The sequence below is a fragment of the Actinocorallia aurea genome (assembly GCF_054783995.1).
The window spans coordinates 1,311,868-1,326,745 of sequence record NZ_BAAGPQ010000002.1; the positions used below are offsets into that span (position 1 = coordinate 1,311,868).

At 71.5% G+C, this 14,878-nt stretch carries 13 protein-coding genes; 5 read left to right on the top strand and 8 right to left on the bottom strand.

Annotated elements, in window-relative coordinates; all coding sequences use genetic code 11:
* Positions 1 to 17: 17 nt before the first annotated feature.
* The 3 genes from pstB (at position 18) to ACYVOM_RS06400 (ending at position 2,844) form a co-directional block, all read left to right on the top strand.
* A complete protein-coding gene (pstB, locus tag ACYVOM_RS06390; protein ID WP_460302261.1) occupies positions 18 to 794 on the top strand; it encodes a phosphate ABC transporter ATP-binding protein PstB in 777 nt (258 codons plus the stop codon).
* Positions 795 to 1,063: 269 nt separating this feature from the next.
* Entirely contained in the window at positions 1,064 to 1,681 is a 618-nt protein-coding gene (locus tag ACYVOM_RS06395; RefSeq protein WP_460302262.1) for a DUF47 domain-containing protein, read from the top strand.
* Positions 1,678 to 2,844, top strand: a complete 1,167-nt coding sequence (locus ACYVOM_RS06400; RefSeq protein ID WP_460302263.1) for an inorganic phosphate transporter — start codon at positions 1,678 to 1,680, stop codon at positions 2,842 to 2,844. The genes ACYVOM_RS06395 and ACYVOM_RS06400 overlap by 4 nt, the downstream gene beginning before the upstream one ends.
* 98 nt (positions 2,845 to 2,942) lie before the next feature.
* On the opposite strand, the gene ACYVOM_RS06405 is transcribed toward ACYVOM_RS06400, so the two are convergent.
* The 3 genes from ACYVOM_RS06405 to ACYVOM_RS06415 all read right to left on the bottom strand — a co-directional run bounded on the left by ACYVOM_RS06405 (position 2,943) and on the right by ACYVOM_RS06415 (position 8,025).
* Entirely contained in the window at positions 2,943 to 3,113 is a 171-nt protein-coding gene (locus tag ACYVOM_RS06405) for a hypothetical protein (protein WP_170201811.1), read from the bottom strand.
* A gap of 133 nt (positions 3,114 to 3,246) precedes the next feature.
* Positions 3,247 to 7,485 carry a hypothetical protein gene (locus ACYVOM_RS06410; RefSeq protein WP_460302264.1) on the bottom strand — a complete coding sequence of 1,413 codons (4,239 nt, stop codon included), beginning with the start codon at positions 7,483 to 7,485 and terminating at the stop codon, positions 3,247 to 3,249.
* A gap of 18 nt (positions 7,486 to 7,503) precedes the next feature.
* Complete coding sequence (locus tag ACYVOM_RS06415; RefSeq protein ID WP_460302265.1) at positions 7,504 to 8,025, bottom strand: gamma carbonic anhydrase family protein; 522 nt, start codon at positions 8,023 to 8,025, stop codon at positions 7,504 to 7,506.
* A gap of 211 nt (positions 8,026 to 8,236) precedes the next feature.
* Between ACYVOM_RS06415 and ACYVOM_RS06420 the strand changes: the two genes are divergently transcribed.
* Positions 8,237 to 9,184 (top strand): DivIVA domain-containing protein, encoded by a 948-nt coding sequence (locus ACYVOM_RS06420; RefSeq protein WP_460302266.1) that lies wholly within the window; start codon positions 8,237 to 8,239, stop codon positions 9,182 to 9,184.
* 12 nt (positions 9,185 to 9,196) lie between these two features.
* On the opposite strand, the gene arfB is transcribed toward ACYVOM_RS06420, so the two are convergent.
* Complete coding sequence (gene arfB / locus ACYVOM_RS06425) at positions 9,197 to 9,637, bottom strand: alternative ribosome rescue aminoacyl-tRNA hydrolase ArfB (protein ID WP_460302267.1); 441 nt, start codon at positions 9,635 to 9,637, stop codon at positions 9,197 to 9,199.
* Positions 9,638 to 9,726: 89 nt separating this feature from the next.
* Here arfB and ACYVOM_RS06430 point away from each other — a divergent pair, with 89 nt between their 5' ends.
* Entirely contained in the window at positions 9,727 to 10,560 is an 834-nt protein-coding gene (locus ACYVOM_RS06430; RefSeq protein WP_460302268.1) for an oxygenase MpaB family protein, read from the top strand.
* A gap of 106 nt (positions 10,561 to 10,666) precedes the next feature.
* Here ACYVOM_RS06430 and ACYVOM_RS06435 read toward each other — a convergent pair whose 3' ends face one another.
* From ACYVOM_RS06435 to ACYVOM_RS06450, 4 genes are all read right to left on the bottom strand, one after another.
* Positions 10,667 to 11,494, bottom strand: a complete 828-nt coding sequence (locus tag ACYVOM_RS06435; protein ID WP_460302269.1) for a S1C family serine protease — start codon at positions 11,492 to 11,494, stop codon at positions 10,667 to 10,669.
* A gap of 305 nt (positions 11,495 to 11,799) precedes the next feature.
* The gene (locus tag ACYVOM_RS06440) at positions 11,800 to 12,564 is read right to left on the bottom strand and encodes a crotonase/enoyl-CoA hydratase family protein (protein ID WP_460302270.1); all 765 of its coding nucleotides are present in this window, start codon (positions 12,562 to 12,564) and stop codon (positions 11,800 to 11,802) included.
* Between the two features lie 13 nt (positions 12,565 to 12,577).
* Entirely contained in the window at positions 12,578 to 13,351 is a 774-nt protein-coding gene (locus tag ACYVOM_RS06445) for an SDR family NAD(P)-dependent oxidoreductase (RefSeq protein ID WP_460302271.1), read from the bottom strand.
* Positions 13,352 to 13,494: 143 nt separating this feature from the next.
* Positions 13,495 to 14,793 carry a glycoside hydrolase family 1 protein gene (locus tag ACYVOM_RS06450; protein WP_460302272.1) on the bottom strand — a complete coding sequence of 433 codons (1,299 nt, stop codon included), beginning with the start codon at positions 14,791 to 14,793 and terminating at the stop codon, positions 13,495 to 13,497.
* Positions 14,794 to 14,878: the final 85 nt, after the last annotated feature.

A 14,878-nucleotide genomic window follows, 5' to 3' on the forward strand; every position in this document is an offset into this window, starting at 1 on the left:
AAGGAGCACAAAGCATCATGGCCAAGCGGATCGAGGTCTCCGACCTCAACGCCTACTACAGCGGCTTCCTCGCCGTCGAGGGCGTCTCCATGACGATCGAGCCCCGCTCGGTGACGGCCTTCATCGGCCCGTCCGGCTGCGGCAAGTCGACGTTCCTGCGGACGCTCAACCGCATGCACGAGGTCATCCCCGGCGCGCGCGTCGACGGCAAGGTCATGCTCGACGACCAGGACCTGTACGGCGCGGGCGTCGACCCGGTCGCGGTCCGCCGCGTCGTCGGCATGGTGTTCCAGCGGCCGAACCCGTTCCCGACCATGTCGATCTACGACAACGTCGCCGCGGGCCTCAAGCTGAACGGCGTCAGGGGCAAGAACCAGCTCGACGACATCGTCGAGACGTCCCTCAAGGGCGCCAACCTGTGGAACGAGGTCAAGGACCGGCTCGCCAAGCCGGGCGCGGGCCTGTCCGGCGGTCAGCAGCAGCGCCTGTGCATCGCCCGCGCGATCGCGGTGCAGCCGCAGGTCCTGCTCATGGACGAGCCGTGCTCGGCGCTGGACCCGATCTCCACCCTCGCCATCGAGGACCTGATCGCCCAGCTGAAGTCGCAGTACACGATCGTCATCGTCACCCACAACATGCAGCAGGCCGCGCGCGTGTCCGACAGGACGGCGTTCTTCAACATCGCCGGGACGGGCAAGCCCGGCAAGCTCATCGAGCTCGACGACACCTCGAAGATCTTCACCAACCCGACGGAGAAGGCCACCGAGGACTACATCACCGGACGTTTCGGCTGATCAGCCGCCCCGTCGAGGGCGTCCGCAGGCCGGACGCCCGGTGAGAAGGCCCACACCGCGAAGCGGCGTGGGCCTTCTCCGTTGTCGGGTACGTGCGCGCGGGGCGAGTCCCCAAAACGCGAGTGTCGCGGCGTGTGTCCGCACCGATCATTGGTAACCATCACAGGTGGACGGTGGTGAACACGAACGAAATCTTCGGACAAGGTTCGTCAACTCGGGCAACTGCGCCTACGATCACACGCGGACAGTTCCCGCACTAGGAGAAGAACGTGCGCTTGCGTCTCACACCTCGTGAAGACGGCTTCTACGATCTGTTCGCCGACTCGGCGAACAACATCGTGACCGGGGCCCGTCTTCTCGTGGAACTCATCAGCGAAGGCGCTGACCGAGAGGCCATCGCGGAGAAGATGCGCGCCTGCGAGCATGCGGGCGATGAATGCACTCACGCGATCTTGCACCGACTCAACGAAAGCTTCATCACCCCGTTCGACCGCGAGGACATCTACGACCTGGCCTCGCAGCTCGACGACGTGATGGACTACATGGAAGAAGCCGCCGATCTCGTCGTCCTCTACAAGATCGACAAGCTGCCGTCCGACGTGCTCCGGCAGGTCGAGGTGCTGGAACGAGCCGCTGAGCTGACGGCCGAGGCGATGCCCCGGCTCAAGTCCATGCGGGAGCTGAGCGAGTACTGGATCGAGATCAACCGGCTGGAGAACGAGGGCGACCGGATCCACCGCCGCCTCCTCGCCCGCCTGTTCAGCGGTGAGTACGAGCCCCTTGAGGTCATGAAGCTCCAGCAGGTCGTCGACCGGCTGGAAGAGGCGGCCGACGCGTTCGAGCACGTGGCCAACACCATCGAGACGATCGCGGTCAAGGAATCATGACCGCGAAGGGTCCCGGGCCGGACCTGGTCAAGGAGACCGAAGAGCTGCCGGTGGACTTCGCCACCGGCGCCAGCACCAAGCAGGCCCGCACCACCTGGGTGTCCGTCATCGGCGGGCTCATCACCATCGCCGTCGCGGTGTTCTTCGTCTTCTACCTGGGCCCGTCCACCGAGACCATCGCGCTCGTCGCGGTCGTCGCGGTGGCCCTGGGCTTCAACTACACCAACGGCTTCCACGACGCGGCCAACGCCATCGCCACCTCGGTGTCCACCCGGGCGCTGACACCGCGGGCGGCGCTGCTCATGGCCGCGGTCATGAACCTGCTCGGCTCGTTCGTCGGCGTCGGAGTCGCCAAGACGATCGCGGAGATCCTCCCCGATCTCGACGGGCTGAGCGGCCTCGCCGTCGTGTTCGCCGCGCTGGCCGGCGCCATCGTCTGGAACCTCATCACCTGGTGGTTCGGCCTCCCCTCGTCCTCGTCGCATGCCCTCATCGGCGGTCTCGTCGGCGCGGGCATCGCCGCCGCGACCACCATCGGCTGGGACAAGGTCGTCGAGAAGGTCATCATCCCGATGGTCATCTCGCCGTTCGCCGGATTCCTCCTCGGCTACCTGTTCATGGTCGCCATCATGTGGATCTTCCGGCGGGCCAAGCCCGCCAAGGTCAGCCGCGGGTTCCGCATCGCGCAGTCCCTGTCGGCCGCCGCCATGGCGTTCGGGCACGGCCTGCAGGACGCGCAGAAGACCATGGGCGTCATCGTCCTGGCGCTGGTCTCGACCGGCTACCAGGAGGACCTCGGGCACGTACCGCTCTGGGTGATCCTGGTCAGCGCCGCGGTGCTGTCCATGGGCACCTACGCCGGCGGGTGGCGCATCATGCGCACCCTCGGCCGCAAGGTCATCGAACTGGACCCGCCGAAGGGGTTCGCCGCCGAGGCGACGGCGTCGTCCATCCTGTACATCGCGGCGATGGGCTTCCACGCGCCCATCTCCACCACGCACGTGATCTCCTCGGCGATCATGGGCGTGGGCGCCACCAAGCGGCTCTCGGCCGTGCGGTGGGGGGTGGCGGGCAACATCCTCGTCGCGTGGATCCTCACCCTGCCCGCGGCGGGCCTCATGGCCGCGGTCGTCTTCTGGGTGCTCAGCCTCTTCGGCGTCTGAGCCGTGTTCGACCGCCGGTTCCCTGGCGGTCGAGAACCCGGCGACCCAGCGTCCGGCCCCGAGCCCGCACCTTCCCCGGGTGCGGGCTCGGGCGGACGTCAACGGCGCTCTACCGCCGGTTCCTCGCACACGCCGAGCACGATGTCTATCTCGGCCTCGGTGAGCCGCCGGTCGGCCACGGCGACCGCGCTCAGCAGTTCCGACACCAGCTCGATCTCGCCCAACGCGACGTCGTCGTGCAGCCGCCGGTCGAGTTCTGACAAACGCACCGTGCACCTCCTCCTTGCCCGCTCCGGCTTCAAGGCTACGCGGCGGGAAGGCGGGATCCCATGACCCATGCGGGCTAGCCCGGGGCTATTCGCGTTAGCGCCGTCCTAGCCCTCGCGGGTGCCGCCCGCCCCGTCACTCCCCCTGCGGGCGGCGGGTCTGCTGGAGGTCGCCGAGCATCCGGTCCAGGCCGGACTCGGGCAGGTCACGGGTGGTGAGGCGGGCCGCGACGTGGCCGTCGGCGCCCGCCTGGCCGGAGATCCGGCGGCTCTGCCGGGCGAGGGTCTCGTCGAACCAGGCCTGCACGGTCCGGCCGAAGGCGAAGTTCTCGCTGTCGCGGAACCGGGCGAACCGGGTCATCAGCTCGAGGCGCAGCTCCTCGTCCACCATGTAGAGCTTCTTCTCGGCGAGCCGCACGAACATCTGGACCAGCTCGCGGTCCGACGGGGCGGGGAAGTCCACCCGCTCGAACGTCGCGGCGATGTCGGGGTTGGCGGTGAGGAACGGGTCGATGTCCGTCGCGGCGAGCACCAGCATGTAGGGGTGCTCGCGCAGGCCGCGGAACAGCTCGGCGACGGCTTCGGGGGTGAGCCCGTCGGCCTTCTGCACGAGCAGCACGCCGCCCTCGGCCTGCCGGACGATCCCCGCCGTGCGCAGTTCGGTCTCCAGCGCGTCGCGGCCGACGATGTGCTCGGGCCGGCACTGGATGAGATGGCCGGAGGGGAGCAGGCCCAGGGCGCCGAAGATCCCCGCGACCAATGCCGCGACGGTCGCCTTGCCGGTGCCCGCGGGCCCCTCGAAGGCGAGGTTGACGGGCCCGTCGGCCTCCCGCGCGAGCCTCTCCACGGCGGCCTTCGCCTCGTCCAGGCCGACCATCTCGCCGAGGAGGTCGAGGTAGCCGTCGACGTCTCCGGCGGGGTGCAGCGCGGGCTCGATCGACTCGGCCACGCCCGCGAAGTCGGCGGCCTGGAGGACCAGGCGTTCCGCGGCACCCCCTCCGCGGCCCAGAGCGCGGTTGTAGGCCCGCTCCAGGTACGTCTCCACCAACCGGGCCGCCGTGAGGTCCCCCGGGCCCCTGAGGCGCACCAGGTCCTCGCGGACCGCCGCCCACGCGACGGTGTCGAGGGACGCGCGGCGCTCGTCGGCCAGCACCCGCAGCAGGGTCGTGCGCTCCTCGGCGTCGCGCAGCTCCGGCAGCTCGTAGACCCGGAAGACGCGCGCGAGCTCCGGGTACTCCTCGGCGATCCGCCGGTAGGAGCGCGGGTCGCAGGTGGCGATCAGGGGGGTGCGGGCGCGGGTCCGGACCGTCCGCAGGGTGCGCAGGAACACCGCGGGGTCGTTGGCGTCCAGCAGCGCGACGTCCAGGCGCTCCAGCAGGACCGGCGAGCCGCCCGGGTCGAACAGGGTCGCCAGCCGCTCCAGCGCGAGGCCGCGGAGGTCCTCGGCGTCCCGGACGACCAGCGCGCCGTCGGAGACGACCGAGGAGATCATCCGGGCGAACCTGCGCTGGCCGGTGTGCGGGGTGCCGACGAGCAGCACGGACACGGCGACCGGACCGGTGTGGGCGGGCTCCGCCCGCGTCGGGGGCGGGCCGCCGTCGAGCCGGGTGGCGCCGCCGACGCCCGCGTCGAAGACCGTGGCCTGCGGCTCCGCGGGCCTCCCCCGGACCCCCGGGTCGAACATGGTCGCCTGCGGATCGAAGGCGGTGGCCTGCGGATCGAACGCCCCATGGCCGGGAGGACCGGAAGGACCAGGGCGGGAAGAAGGCCTGCCGGAAGAAGCGGGGCCGGAGGGCGCGGGCGGGTCGAACATGGTCGCCTGCGGGTCGACGGGACGAGGACGGTGCGGCCCGGCCGGGTCGAAGATCGTCGCGTGCGGGTCCACGGGCGGCGCGGCGGGCCTGCCGGAACCGCCCTGGTCGAGCATCGTGGCCTGGGGATCGAAGCCGCCCCGCTCCTGCGGGCCCTGCGCGTCCGGGACCGTCGACTCGTCGTCGAGGCCGAACGCGCCGGGCGGCGCGACCATCGTGCGCGGCGGCTCGGCGGGCCGTTCGGGCGCGGGCTCGAACGCGCCGGGCGGGGCCACCATCGTGCGCTGGGCGTCGGCGGGGTCCGCCTGCGCGGCGCGCGCCTCGCGGAGCAGCCCGGCGACGTCCTGGTCGAGCATCGTGAGCGGGTTCTCGGGCGTGGGCGGCCGGTAGACCTGTGTGGAGTCCGCGGCGAACGCGGGCGCGGGCAGCGCGTCCAGGAAGGCCTCGGCGTCGGAGCGCGGGTCGTAGACGAACGTGACGCCGCGCCGGGTGACCGTCGCCGCCTCCGGCGGGCCCTCGGGCGGCGGGGCGATGTCGCGGACCGGGCGGGAGGGCGTGGGGGCGTAGTCGAGGATGTCCCCGACCATGGTCTCCGACATGATCATGGTCCCGTGCGCGGGCGCGGGGGCCTGCGGGGTCGGCACGGGCGGCTGGCTCGGTCCGTCGGGGCGGTCGAAGCCGACCGGCCCCGTCGTGTACGCGTCGGGCTGGGCCTCGGGGGCGCCGCCGCCGAGCAGCCGGCCGCCGAGCCGCCGGGCCCGGCCCCAGGCCTTCTCGAACACCTTCCCGGCGTTCTGGGCGAGTTCCTCGGCCGTCGGGCCGCGCTGGGCCGCGGCGGGCCTGCGCACACCCGGCTGCGCGGCCTGTTCGGCCTGCCACGGCTGCGCCTGCTGGTCGTGGGCGGCGGGCTCCTCGACGCGGTTCGGGTCGCCCTGCGGCCCGGCCTGCGGCGACCAGGGCGTGGCGGGCTGCTGCACGTCCCAGGGCGCGCCGGCCTGCGGCTGCTGCTGCCGGGGGTCCGGCCCGGCGGAGGGCTCCTGCGGCTGCTGCGGGCTCCACGCCTCGGGCCCGGGCTGCGGCTGCACCTGCGGCTGTATTGGGGGTTGCGGCTGGGGTTGCGGCTGAACCGGAGGCTGCGGCCGCTGATCGGTCTCCTGCGGACGCCGGCCGCCCCACACGTGCTCGGACAGCTCGGGCGTCGTGGCGGTGGCCCGCGCGACGCCGACGAGTTCGGCGAGCACCGCGATCGCGGCGGGGAATCCGCGCGGCCGCGCGGGGATGCCGCCGCCGAGGCGGCACCAGGCGAGGTCGAGGGCGCACAGGGCGGCCAGCACTTCCGCGCGGTCGGCGGCGATGCCGGTCCGCAGCGGCTCGGGAAGCAGGTTCCCCTCGGGCCAGAAGCGGCGGCGCAGCGGGTGGCCCGCCTGCGCGACCATCGCCTGGACGGTGAAGCGCAGCTCGGGGTCGAGCCAGCGGGACACCTCCTGCACGACGTCCTGGCGGACCACCGACAGGTCGGCGGCGAGCAGCGCCGCGGCGATCAGCCGGGGCTCGACGAACGCGGCGGCGGCCGGTTCTCCGGCGGCGCCGACGAGGGTCTGCGCGAAGTCGTAGAAGGCGTGCCGGAAGCCGTCGCCGGGCGAGCTCTCCACCCTGAGCGCGGGGGTGAGGTGCGGCGGGCAGCGGGTGATCCACAGCTGGGCGACGGCGGCGTCGCCGTGCGCCAGCGCCCCGTAGTCGACCTGCGGGTCGGCGAGCGTGCTGCCGAGGACGGCCAGCAGCGCCTCGGCCCGCGCGGCGAACCGCGGCTCGTCGCGCAGCACCGAGGCGATCGCCCACATCGTGCGCAGGACGACGACGGCCGACTCGACGCGGTGCGCGCGCAGCCGCTCGGTGTAGAGGGAGACGAGCTGTTCCAGGGTCGGCGGGGTGAGCCAGCGCGGACCCGCGACGCGGGGCAGGGGCGCGGCCCGGTACTGCTTCCACACGTCGAGGAGGCGTTCGTCCTCAAGGCCGTCGAAGACCGGCGCGGCGGCGCACCACAGCATCGTGCCCCAGCACGCGGCGACGGTGCTGGGCCCCGCCGTGGAGAACTCGGCGAGCCATCGCGCGGGGTTCTCCGGTATCGGGTGGTCCTGCGGGCTGAGCATGGCCGCCGACGTCACGGTGGCCCGGACGCGGTCGGTCAGCGCGGACAGGTCGCCGCCGAACACCGGCAGCGCGCGGGCCGCGGACCCCGCGAAGTCGGGCCCGAGCGGCACCACATGCGGGGGCGGCGGGGAGCCGGCCTGCGCCTGCTTCCCCGAGGCCCGCACATGCGCGGCGTAAGGCGGCGGGCACAGGTACCACTGCGTGTCCCCGGCGTGCTTGCGGTACCACCGCGCCCACGCCCCGAACAGCCACTGGGACCCGTCCGGCAGTTCCACGACCTGCGCCGCGAGCGCGTGCTCGCGCTGCCCGGGCCGGGCGGTGGCCCACCACTCGGCTCCGACGACGTCGCGCACCGCCCGCTCGGCGGCGTCGAACGGATCGTCCCGCCGCGATTCTCCCGGTCCCCATCCCACGCGGGCCATGCTAATTGATTACCTCCATTCGACCTCTCGGTGCTGGCGCGCCTTCTCCATGTAGTGGGTGGAGGTGTGCTCCAGGACGAGACGGTCGTTGTCGTTCAGTTCTCTTACGACGCGCGCGGGGGCTCCGGCGACCAGGACTCCGGAGGGGAATTTCTTGCCGGGGGTCACGAGGGCCCCTGCGGCGACGAGGGTGTGCGCGCCGATGCGGGCGCCGTTGAGCACGATGGCGCCGATGCCGATGAGCGCGCCGGTCTCGACGTGCGCGCCGTGCACCATCGCCTTGTGGCCGAGGGAGACGCGGTCTTCGAGGACCGCGGGCATGCCGGGGTCGGAGTGCATGCAGCTCAGGTCCTGGATGTTCACGCCCTCGCCGACGATGACGGCCTCCTCGTCGGCGCGCAGGACCGTCCCGTACCAAACGCTGGAGTCCGCGCCGAGGCTGACCTTTCCGACGACGATCGCGCCGGGCGCGATCCATGCCGTCGGGTGGACTTCCGGCTCGTATGCGCCCAGTGCGCCCAGATTCGTCATGAGCCGTATTGTGTCTGGTTCGGGGTGCCGACCCCGACGGCGACCCGCAATTCACGCGAGTACCGGCGTTTCGGTTGCGCGAACAGGTCAGACCGGACCAGAGTCAGCCTTGAAGCCTGTACTGAAGCCAGTATCAGGGGTCACCCCAGCGCCCCTAACCGAACCGACACCAGCAGATTCCCCGGTCACGGGGCCGACCGCCTGAGGCGCCATGAGCAACGAAGCAGAGATCCTCCCGAACCTTCTCCGGGACGAGCAGTTCGAGATCGTGATGCGGGGCTACAACCGCCGTCAGGTCGACGAGATGATCACCCGCTACCAGAACCAGATCCGCGACCTGGAGGCACGCCTCCAGCGGTCGCTCGACGACGTCGAGCGCACCCGCCGCGAGATGGTCGAGGTCCGCGAGGCGCGCAAGCCCACCGGTGACGACCTCAGCGACCGGCTCCGCCAGATCATCAACCTCGCCGAGGACGAGGCGAAGGAGAAGATCTCGCAGGCCGAGGACACCGGCAAGCAGATCCGCGAGGGCGCCGAGAAGGAGTCCAAGCGCATCATCGACGACGCCCGCGGCCAGGCCGAGCGCGACGTCGCCACCGCGCAGGACAAGGCGGGGCAGGTGCTCAACGCGGCGAAGAACGAGTCGGAGAAGGTGCTGACGGCCGCCAAGCACGAGGCCGAGCAGACCGTCACGAGTGCCCGGCTGGAGGCCGAGCGCACCCTGACGCAGGCCGAGCGGCGCGCGACCGTCATCAACGAGGACGCGACCGAGCGGCTGAACCACGTCACGAAGAACCACTCTTCGGCGCTGCAGCGGCTGACCGAGATCAGCCACACCCTCAGCGCGCTGCTGCGGGCGGAGAACGAGGCGGGGCCGCTGGAGAAGATGGTGGAGGACGCCGTCGCCAAGCCGGTCCGCAAGCCCGCGCCGACCCGTCCGGCCGCGCCGGTGGCCGAGCCGCGGCCGAGCCAGACGGCGCCGCTGCCGCCGGTTCCGGCCGAGCCGGTCGAGCAGGTGAAGCCGCTCGCCTCGCCGGCCGCGGTGTCCGCCGTGGCTCCCGGGGCCGTGTCGGCCTCTTCGCCGTCGCTTTACAAGGACGACGACGACCTGCGCCCGTCGCCGCTGTCGAGCCCGCTGTCGAACGACCTCGGCATCTGACGCCGAAGCCCGCTACCAGTCGCGCCGCCGGCCCTCTTTGAGGGTCGAGCGGCGCTTCTTGTTGTCGAGCCGCCGCTGCACCGCGCCGCGGGAGGGCCGGGTGGCCTTGCGCTTCTTGGGCGGCGGGGCGAGGGCGGTGCGCAGGAGGTCGGCGAGGCGCTCGCGGGCGGCTTCGCGGTTGCGCAGTTGGGAGCGGAACTCCTCGGCGCGGATGGTGACGGCCCCGGCGACGAGTCGGCCGGCGAGCCGCCGCAGCGCGCGGTCGCGGAGGTTCTCGGGGATCGAGGGCGATCCGGCGACGTCGAAGGTCAGCTCGGCCGCGGTGGACGAGGTGTTGACGTGCTGGCCGCCGGGCCCGGAGGAGCGGGAGAAGCGCCAGCTCAGCTCGGTTTCCGGGACCACGACCGAGACGTCGGACGTGACGTCGATGCGCAGGGGTTCGCTGGCGGACATGCCTCCATTATCGGAAACTCCCGCCGAGTGCGCGACGCAATATCGCCCGGCCCTGGAGAGTACTGCAAGTACTTACTTACACTCGTCCCATGAGCGAACCCGGTCTGTTCAAGGACGGCGACGTCATCCGGCGCGTCACCCAAGAGGGCGTCCTCCTGCTCGGGGGCGGCGTGGCCTCCATCCTCCAGACGTCCCATCCCGGCGTGGGCCAGGGCGTCCACGACCACAGTTACACGTTCGACGACCCGTTGCTACGGCTGCGCGGCACCATGGAGTGGCTGACCGCCGTCCACTTCGGGACACGGGAGGAGGCCGAGCGCGTCAGCGCCTTCGTCGGGAAGATGCACGACAAGGTGAACGGCCCCGGCTACGACGCCCAGGACCCGGAGCTGAAGGTCTGGGTGGGCGCCACCCTCTTCGACGTCTCCGCGCGGCTCTACCAGGCGCTCTTCGGCCGGCTCTCGGAGGCCGAACTCGAGGAGTACTACCAGCAGACCAGGATCTACGCCCAGATCCTCGGCGCGCCCGCGGACCTGCAGCCCGCCGACCTCAAGGAGTTCAAGGCCTACTACCGCAAAATGGTCGAGAGCTTCGAGCTGACCCCGGCGTCCAAGGAGGTCGCCCGGCTCGTGCTGCACCCGAAGGCCCCCTGGTACCGCCGTCCGGCGCTGGTGGCGGTCCGGCTCGCCTCGGCGGGCCTCATGCCGGAGCCGCTGCGCTCGGCGTACGGCTGGCCGTGGTCGCCCGCGCGCGAGCGCCGCTTCCTCGTCCTGATCAACCTGCTCAGGCTGGTCTATCCGCGGCTGCCCGAGTCGGTCCGCACGGCGCCCCGCGAGATGTTCCTCGCCTCGCTGCGGCACCGCCTCGCCAAGGCCGAGAAGGCCAGACCGCGCAAGCGCCTGCGCTCCACCGACCCCGCCTGACCCCGGAACGGGACCGGAAAAGGGCCGGGCCCGGGGCGCCCCGGCGAAGCGGCGGGATCGGAGACTCCACCCCCCAGTGGCCTCCGACCCCGCCGGTCTCAGGGCGTCAGTTCGGGACTGACGCGTGACTGGCGATGATCTTGTCGGTCACCGCCTTGACGGACTCGCCCGGGATCGCGAACCCGACGCCGACGCTCCCCGCCGCGGTGCTGGTCGTGGCGATCGCGGTGTTGATCCCGATGATCCGGCCCGTGCCGTCGGCGAGCGCGCCGCCGGAGTTGCCCGGGTTGATCGCGGCGTCCGTCTGGATGGCGTTCTGGATGACGGCTCCGCCGGTCTCCTTGACCGCCCGGTTCAGCGCGCTGACGATGCCCGCGGTGACCGAGCCGTCGAGGCCGAGAGGGCTGCCGACGGCGATCACCGTGTCGCCGACGGCCAGGGACCGGCTGTCGCCGAGCGTCGCCGGAGTGGCGGCCTTGCCCGAACGCGTCGCTTTGATGACGGCGAGGTCGTGGTCGGGGCTGGTGCCGACGACCCGGGCGGGCGAGGTGGTCCCGTCGCTGAACTTGACGGTGATCTCGCCGGCGTCGGAGACGACGTGGTCGTTGGTGACGATCATCCCGTCGGCGCGCAGCACCACCCCGGAGCCGGTGGCCTGCGTGTTCGCCGAGACCGCGGTGACGGAGACGACCGAGGGCTGCACGTTCGCGGCGATCTCGCTGACGGTGGTGTGCGCGGCGATCCCGTTGGCGACGGTCACCGCGGTGGCGCCGCCCCCGGTGAGGGAGATCGCGCCGACGGCTCCGGCCGCGCCTCCGGCGAGCCCGAGGGACAGGGCGACGCCCATCGCCACGATCATGCCGCCGGCCCGCGGCCCGCGCCGCTTCGCGGGACGCAACCTGTAGGCGGCGTACTGCGGCGTCTCCTCGGTCACGTGTCCCCCCGGCTGCGGTCTGTCGGCGCCGGGCGGTTCCGCCCGGCACAACACACAATGCGGGGAAAACCTGAAAGATTCCTTAACCAACTGTGGGCGAAGGTAAAGAATTCCGTTTCCTCATCCGTCTCCGGCTGGCGATCCGATGACCCGGACGGGACCGGAGCGCGGGGAACGGAAGTCCCGGACGGGGTCCCGGGATGGTCGGTCACGGGACGGCAGGCCCGCCGGCCCCGGAAACGGCGCAGGCCGCACCCTTGCGGGCACGGCCTGCGGCGGAACGCCTGGATCGGGAGTGCGGAAGGCTACTCGCCGCTCCAGTTCGGCTTGCGCTTCTCGGCGAAGGCCCGGGGGCCCTCCTGCGCGTCCTTGGAGCCGAAGATCGGGTTCGAGATCTCGCCCTGCTTGTCCCACATCTCTTCCGTGGACCACTCGGCGGACTCGACGATGATCTTCTTGGTGCCGGCCAGCGCCAGCGGAGCGTTCTCCGCGATCTTGGCGGCCAGCTCCTTGGCGGTCTCCAGCGCCTTGCCGGGCTCGGCGATCCGGTTGATCAGGCCGAACGCGGCGAGCTGCTCCGTGCCGTAGAAGTCGCCCGTCAGGGCCATCTCCATGGCGATGTGGAACGGAATCCGCTTGGGCAGGCGCATGAGGCCGCCGGCCGCCGCGACCAGGCCGCGCTTGGGCTCGGGCAGACCGAACTTGGCGGCCGAGGACGCCACGATCATGTCCGTCGCCAGCGCGATCTCGCAGCCGCCCGCGAGGGCGTAGCCCTCGACGGCCGCGATCAGCGGGGTCGCCGGCGGCTTCTGCACGATGCCCGCGAAGCCCCGCTCGGGGGTGAACGGCAGCTCGCCCGTCAGGAAGCCCTTGAGGTCCATGCCGGAGCAGAAGGTGCCGCCCGCGCCGGTGATGATGCCGACCGCGAGGTCCTTGCGGCTGTCGAGCAGGTCGAGGGCCGCGCCGACACCCTTGGCCACCTCGCCGTTGATGGCGTTCTTGGCCTCGGGGCGGTTGATCGTGATGACGAGAACGCCACCGTCTTCTTCGACGAGAACTGCGTCGCTCATGTCTGACCCTGCCTTACTTCGGCTGGAAGCGGATGCCGCCGTCGAACCGGACGGTCTCGGCGTTCATGTAGTCGTTCTCGATGAGCGCGAGCGCGAGGTGCGAGAACTCGGTCGCCTTGCCCATGCGCTTGGGGAACGGCACCGGCGCGTACAGCTTCGCCTTGAACGCCTCGGCGGCCTCGCCCTCACCGTAGATGGGGGTGTCGATGATGCCGGGGCAGATGGTGTTGACCCGGACGCCGATCGCGGAGAGGTCGCGGGCGGCGGGCAGGGTCATGGCCACGATCGCGCCCTTGGAGGCGGAGTAGGCGAGCTGGCCCGTCTGGCCCTCGAGTGCGGCGACGGACGCGGTGTTGATGACGACGCCGCGGGCGCCGTCGGCGTCGGCGGGCTCGGTGGCGCCCATGGCGGCCGCGCCGAGGCGCATCAGGTTGAAGGTGCCGATCAGGTTGATCTGGATGACCTTCTCGAAGGGCTCCAGCGGGTGCGGGACGTTGCCCTTGCCGACGGTCCGGGTGGCCCAGCCGATGCCGGCGCTGTTGACGACGACGCGCAGCGGCGCGCCGGTGTCGACGGCGGCCTGGACGGCGGCCTGCACCTGGGCCTCGTCGGTGACGTCCGTCTGGACGAAGATACCGCCGACTTCGTCGGCCAGCGCCTTGCCCTTGGCCTCGTTGAGGTCGGCGATGACGACCTTCGCACCCTTGGCCGCGAGGTCACGGACGACCGCCTCGCCGAGACCGCTCGCGCCACCAGAGACGACGGCGGAGACTCCGTTCAGTTCCATGAGAGCACCTTACCTGAGGAAACCGAATATCGTTCGGTCGATGTTACCCACTGGTCAGTCCCGAAGAATAGCCACCCCCCACTTACTGCCACCAGGGCGGCCCGGGGAATCCTCGCCGACGGTTTTCGGGTGCGTCCGCGGACTCAGGCGGGAGGCGTCGGCAGGGTCTCCAGACAGCTCTGCAGGGCGCCCTCCCACGAGCACCAGGCGGGCGGGATCACCGGCGTGTACCCGGCCGGGACGCCCCGCGCGGCGATCGTCTCCCGGTACGTGGCGACGGCGTCGGTGGGCCTGCGGACCAGGGCGGGATCGGTCGCGGCGTCCACCGTGTAGAGGCCGAACCGCGGCCGGTAGGAGCCCCACTCGTAGTTGTCGGTGAGGGACCAGTAGTTGAAGCCCATCATCTTCACGCCGTCGGCCATGGCGCGCTGCACCCAGTAGAGGTGGTCGCGCAGGTGGTCCGAGCGCGTGTAGCCGTCGGCGCGGGCCTGGCCGCCGTCGGTCGGCATGCCGGCCTCCACGACGAAGACCGGCAGATGCGGAAGCCGCCGCTGGTAGTCGCGCAGGACGTGGTACAGCCCTTCCGGCTCGGGCTTGACCTTCCAGAGGGCGCCGGTGGCGGCGTTCACCGCGGAGAGGTTGAAGACGCTCGCGCCGTAGTAGTAGTCGACGCCGATGAAGTCCATCTTGTCGGTCACCTGGGTGAACAGGGCCTGGTCGAACAGCCCGTTCAGCACGGTGCCGTAGGCGATGTTCGTGGACACCTTCGCCGCCGGGTCCGCGGCGTGGATCAGGTCGTAGGCGGTCCGGTGGGCGCGCACAAGGTTCCTGCGCATCTTCGGCACGTCCAAGACCGAGACGCTGCCTTCGGCCACCTCATGGAAGACGTACTGGCTCGCCTCGTTGAAGGTGATCCACACGATGCCCAGGCCGCGGTACCTGTCGGCGACGAACGCCACGAAGCGCAGCCAGTCGTCGGCCGTCGCGGCGTTGGCCCACGACCCCTGGTCGGCCACCCAGCCGGGGTGCACCCAGTGGTTCAGGGTGATCATCGGGCGCATGCCCTCGGCCCGGATCGCCGCGATCAGATCGTCGTAGTAGGCCACCTCGTCCCAGTCCCAGGCGCCCTTCTCCGGCTCGACCCGCGCCCACTCGACGGACGTCCGGAAGACGCCGACGCCGAGGTCGCCGGCCCGCTGGACGTCCTCGCGATAGCGGTGCCGGAAGTCGACCGCGTTCTTGTAGGGCTCCTTGTTCCCGGCGGACTCGACGTAGCGCGTCCAGTTGCTGTCCGGGAAGCTCCCCTCCGACTGGAAGCCCGAGGACGACACGCCCCACAGGAAGTCCGCCGGGAACCTCGGCACCGCGCTCTCTGCGCGGGCGGGAACTCCGACGAGCAGGGCACCGAGCACGACCGCCAGCACGAACCACGTCCGACCCACAGAACACCCCTCTCAGTGCCCGGAACGTACGCCGCGTCCCGCATCGGGGGAATCCGCCCGGCCACTTCCGGACCCCGTCCGGGAC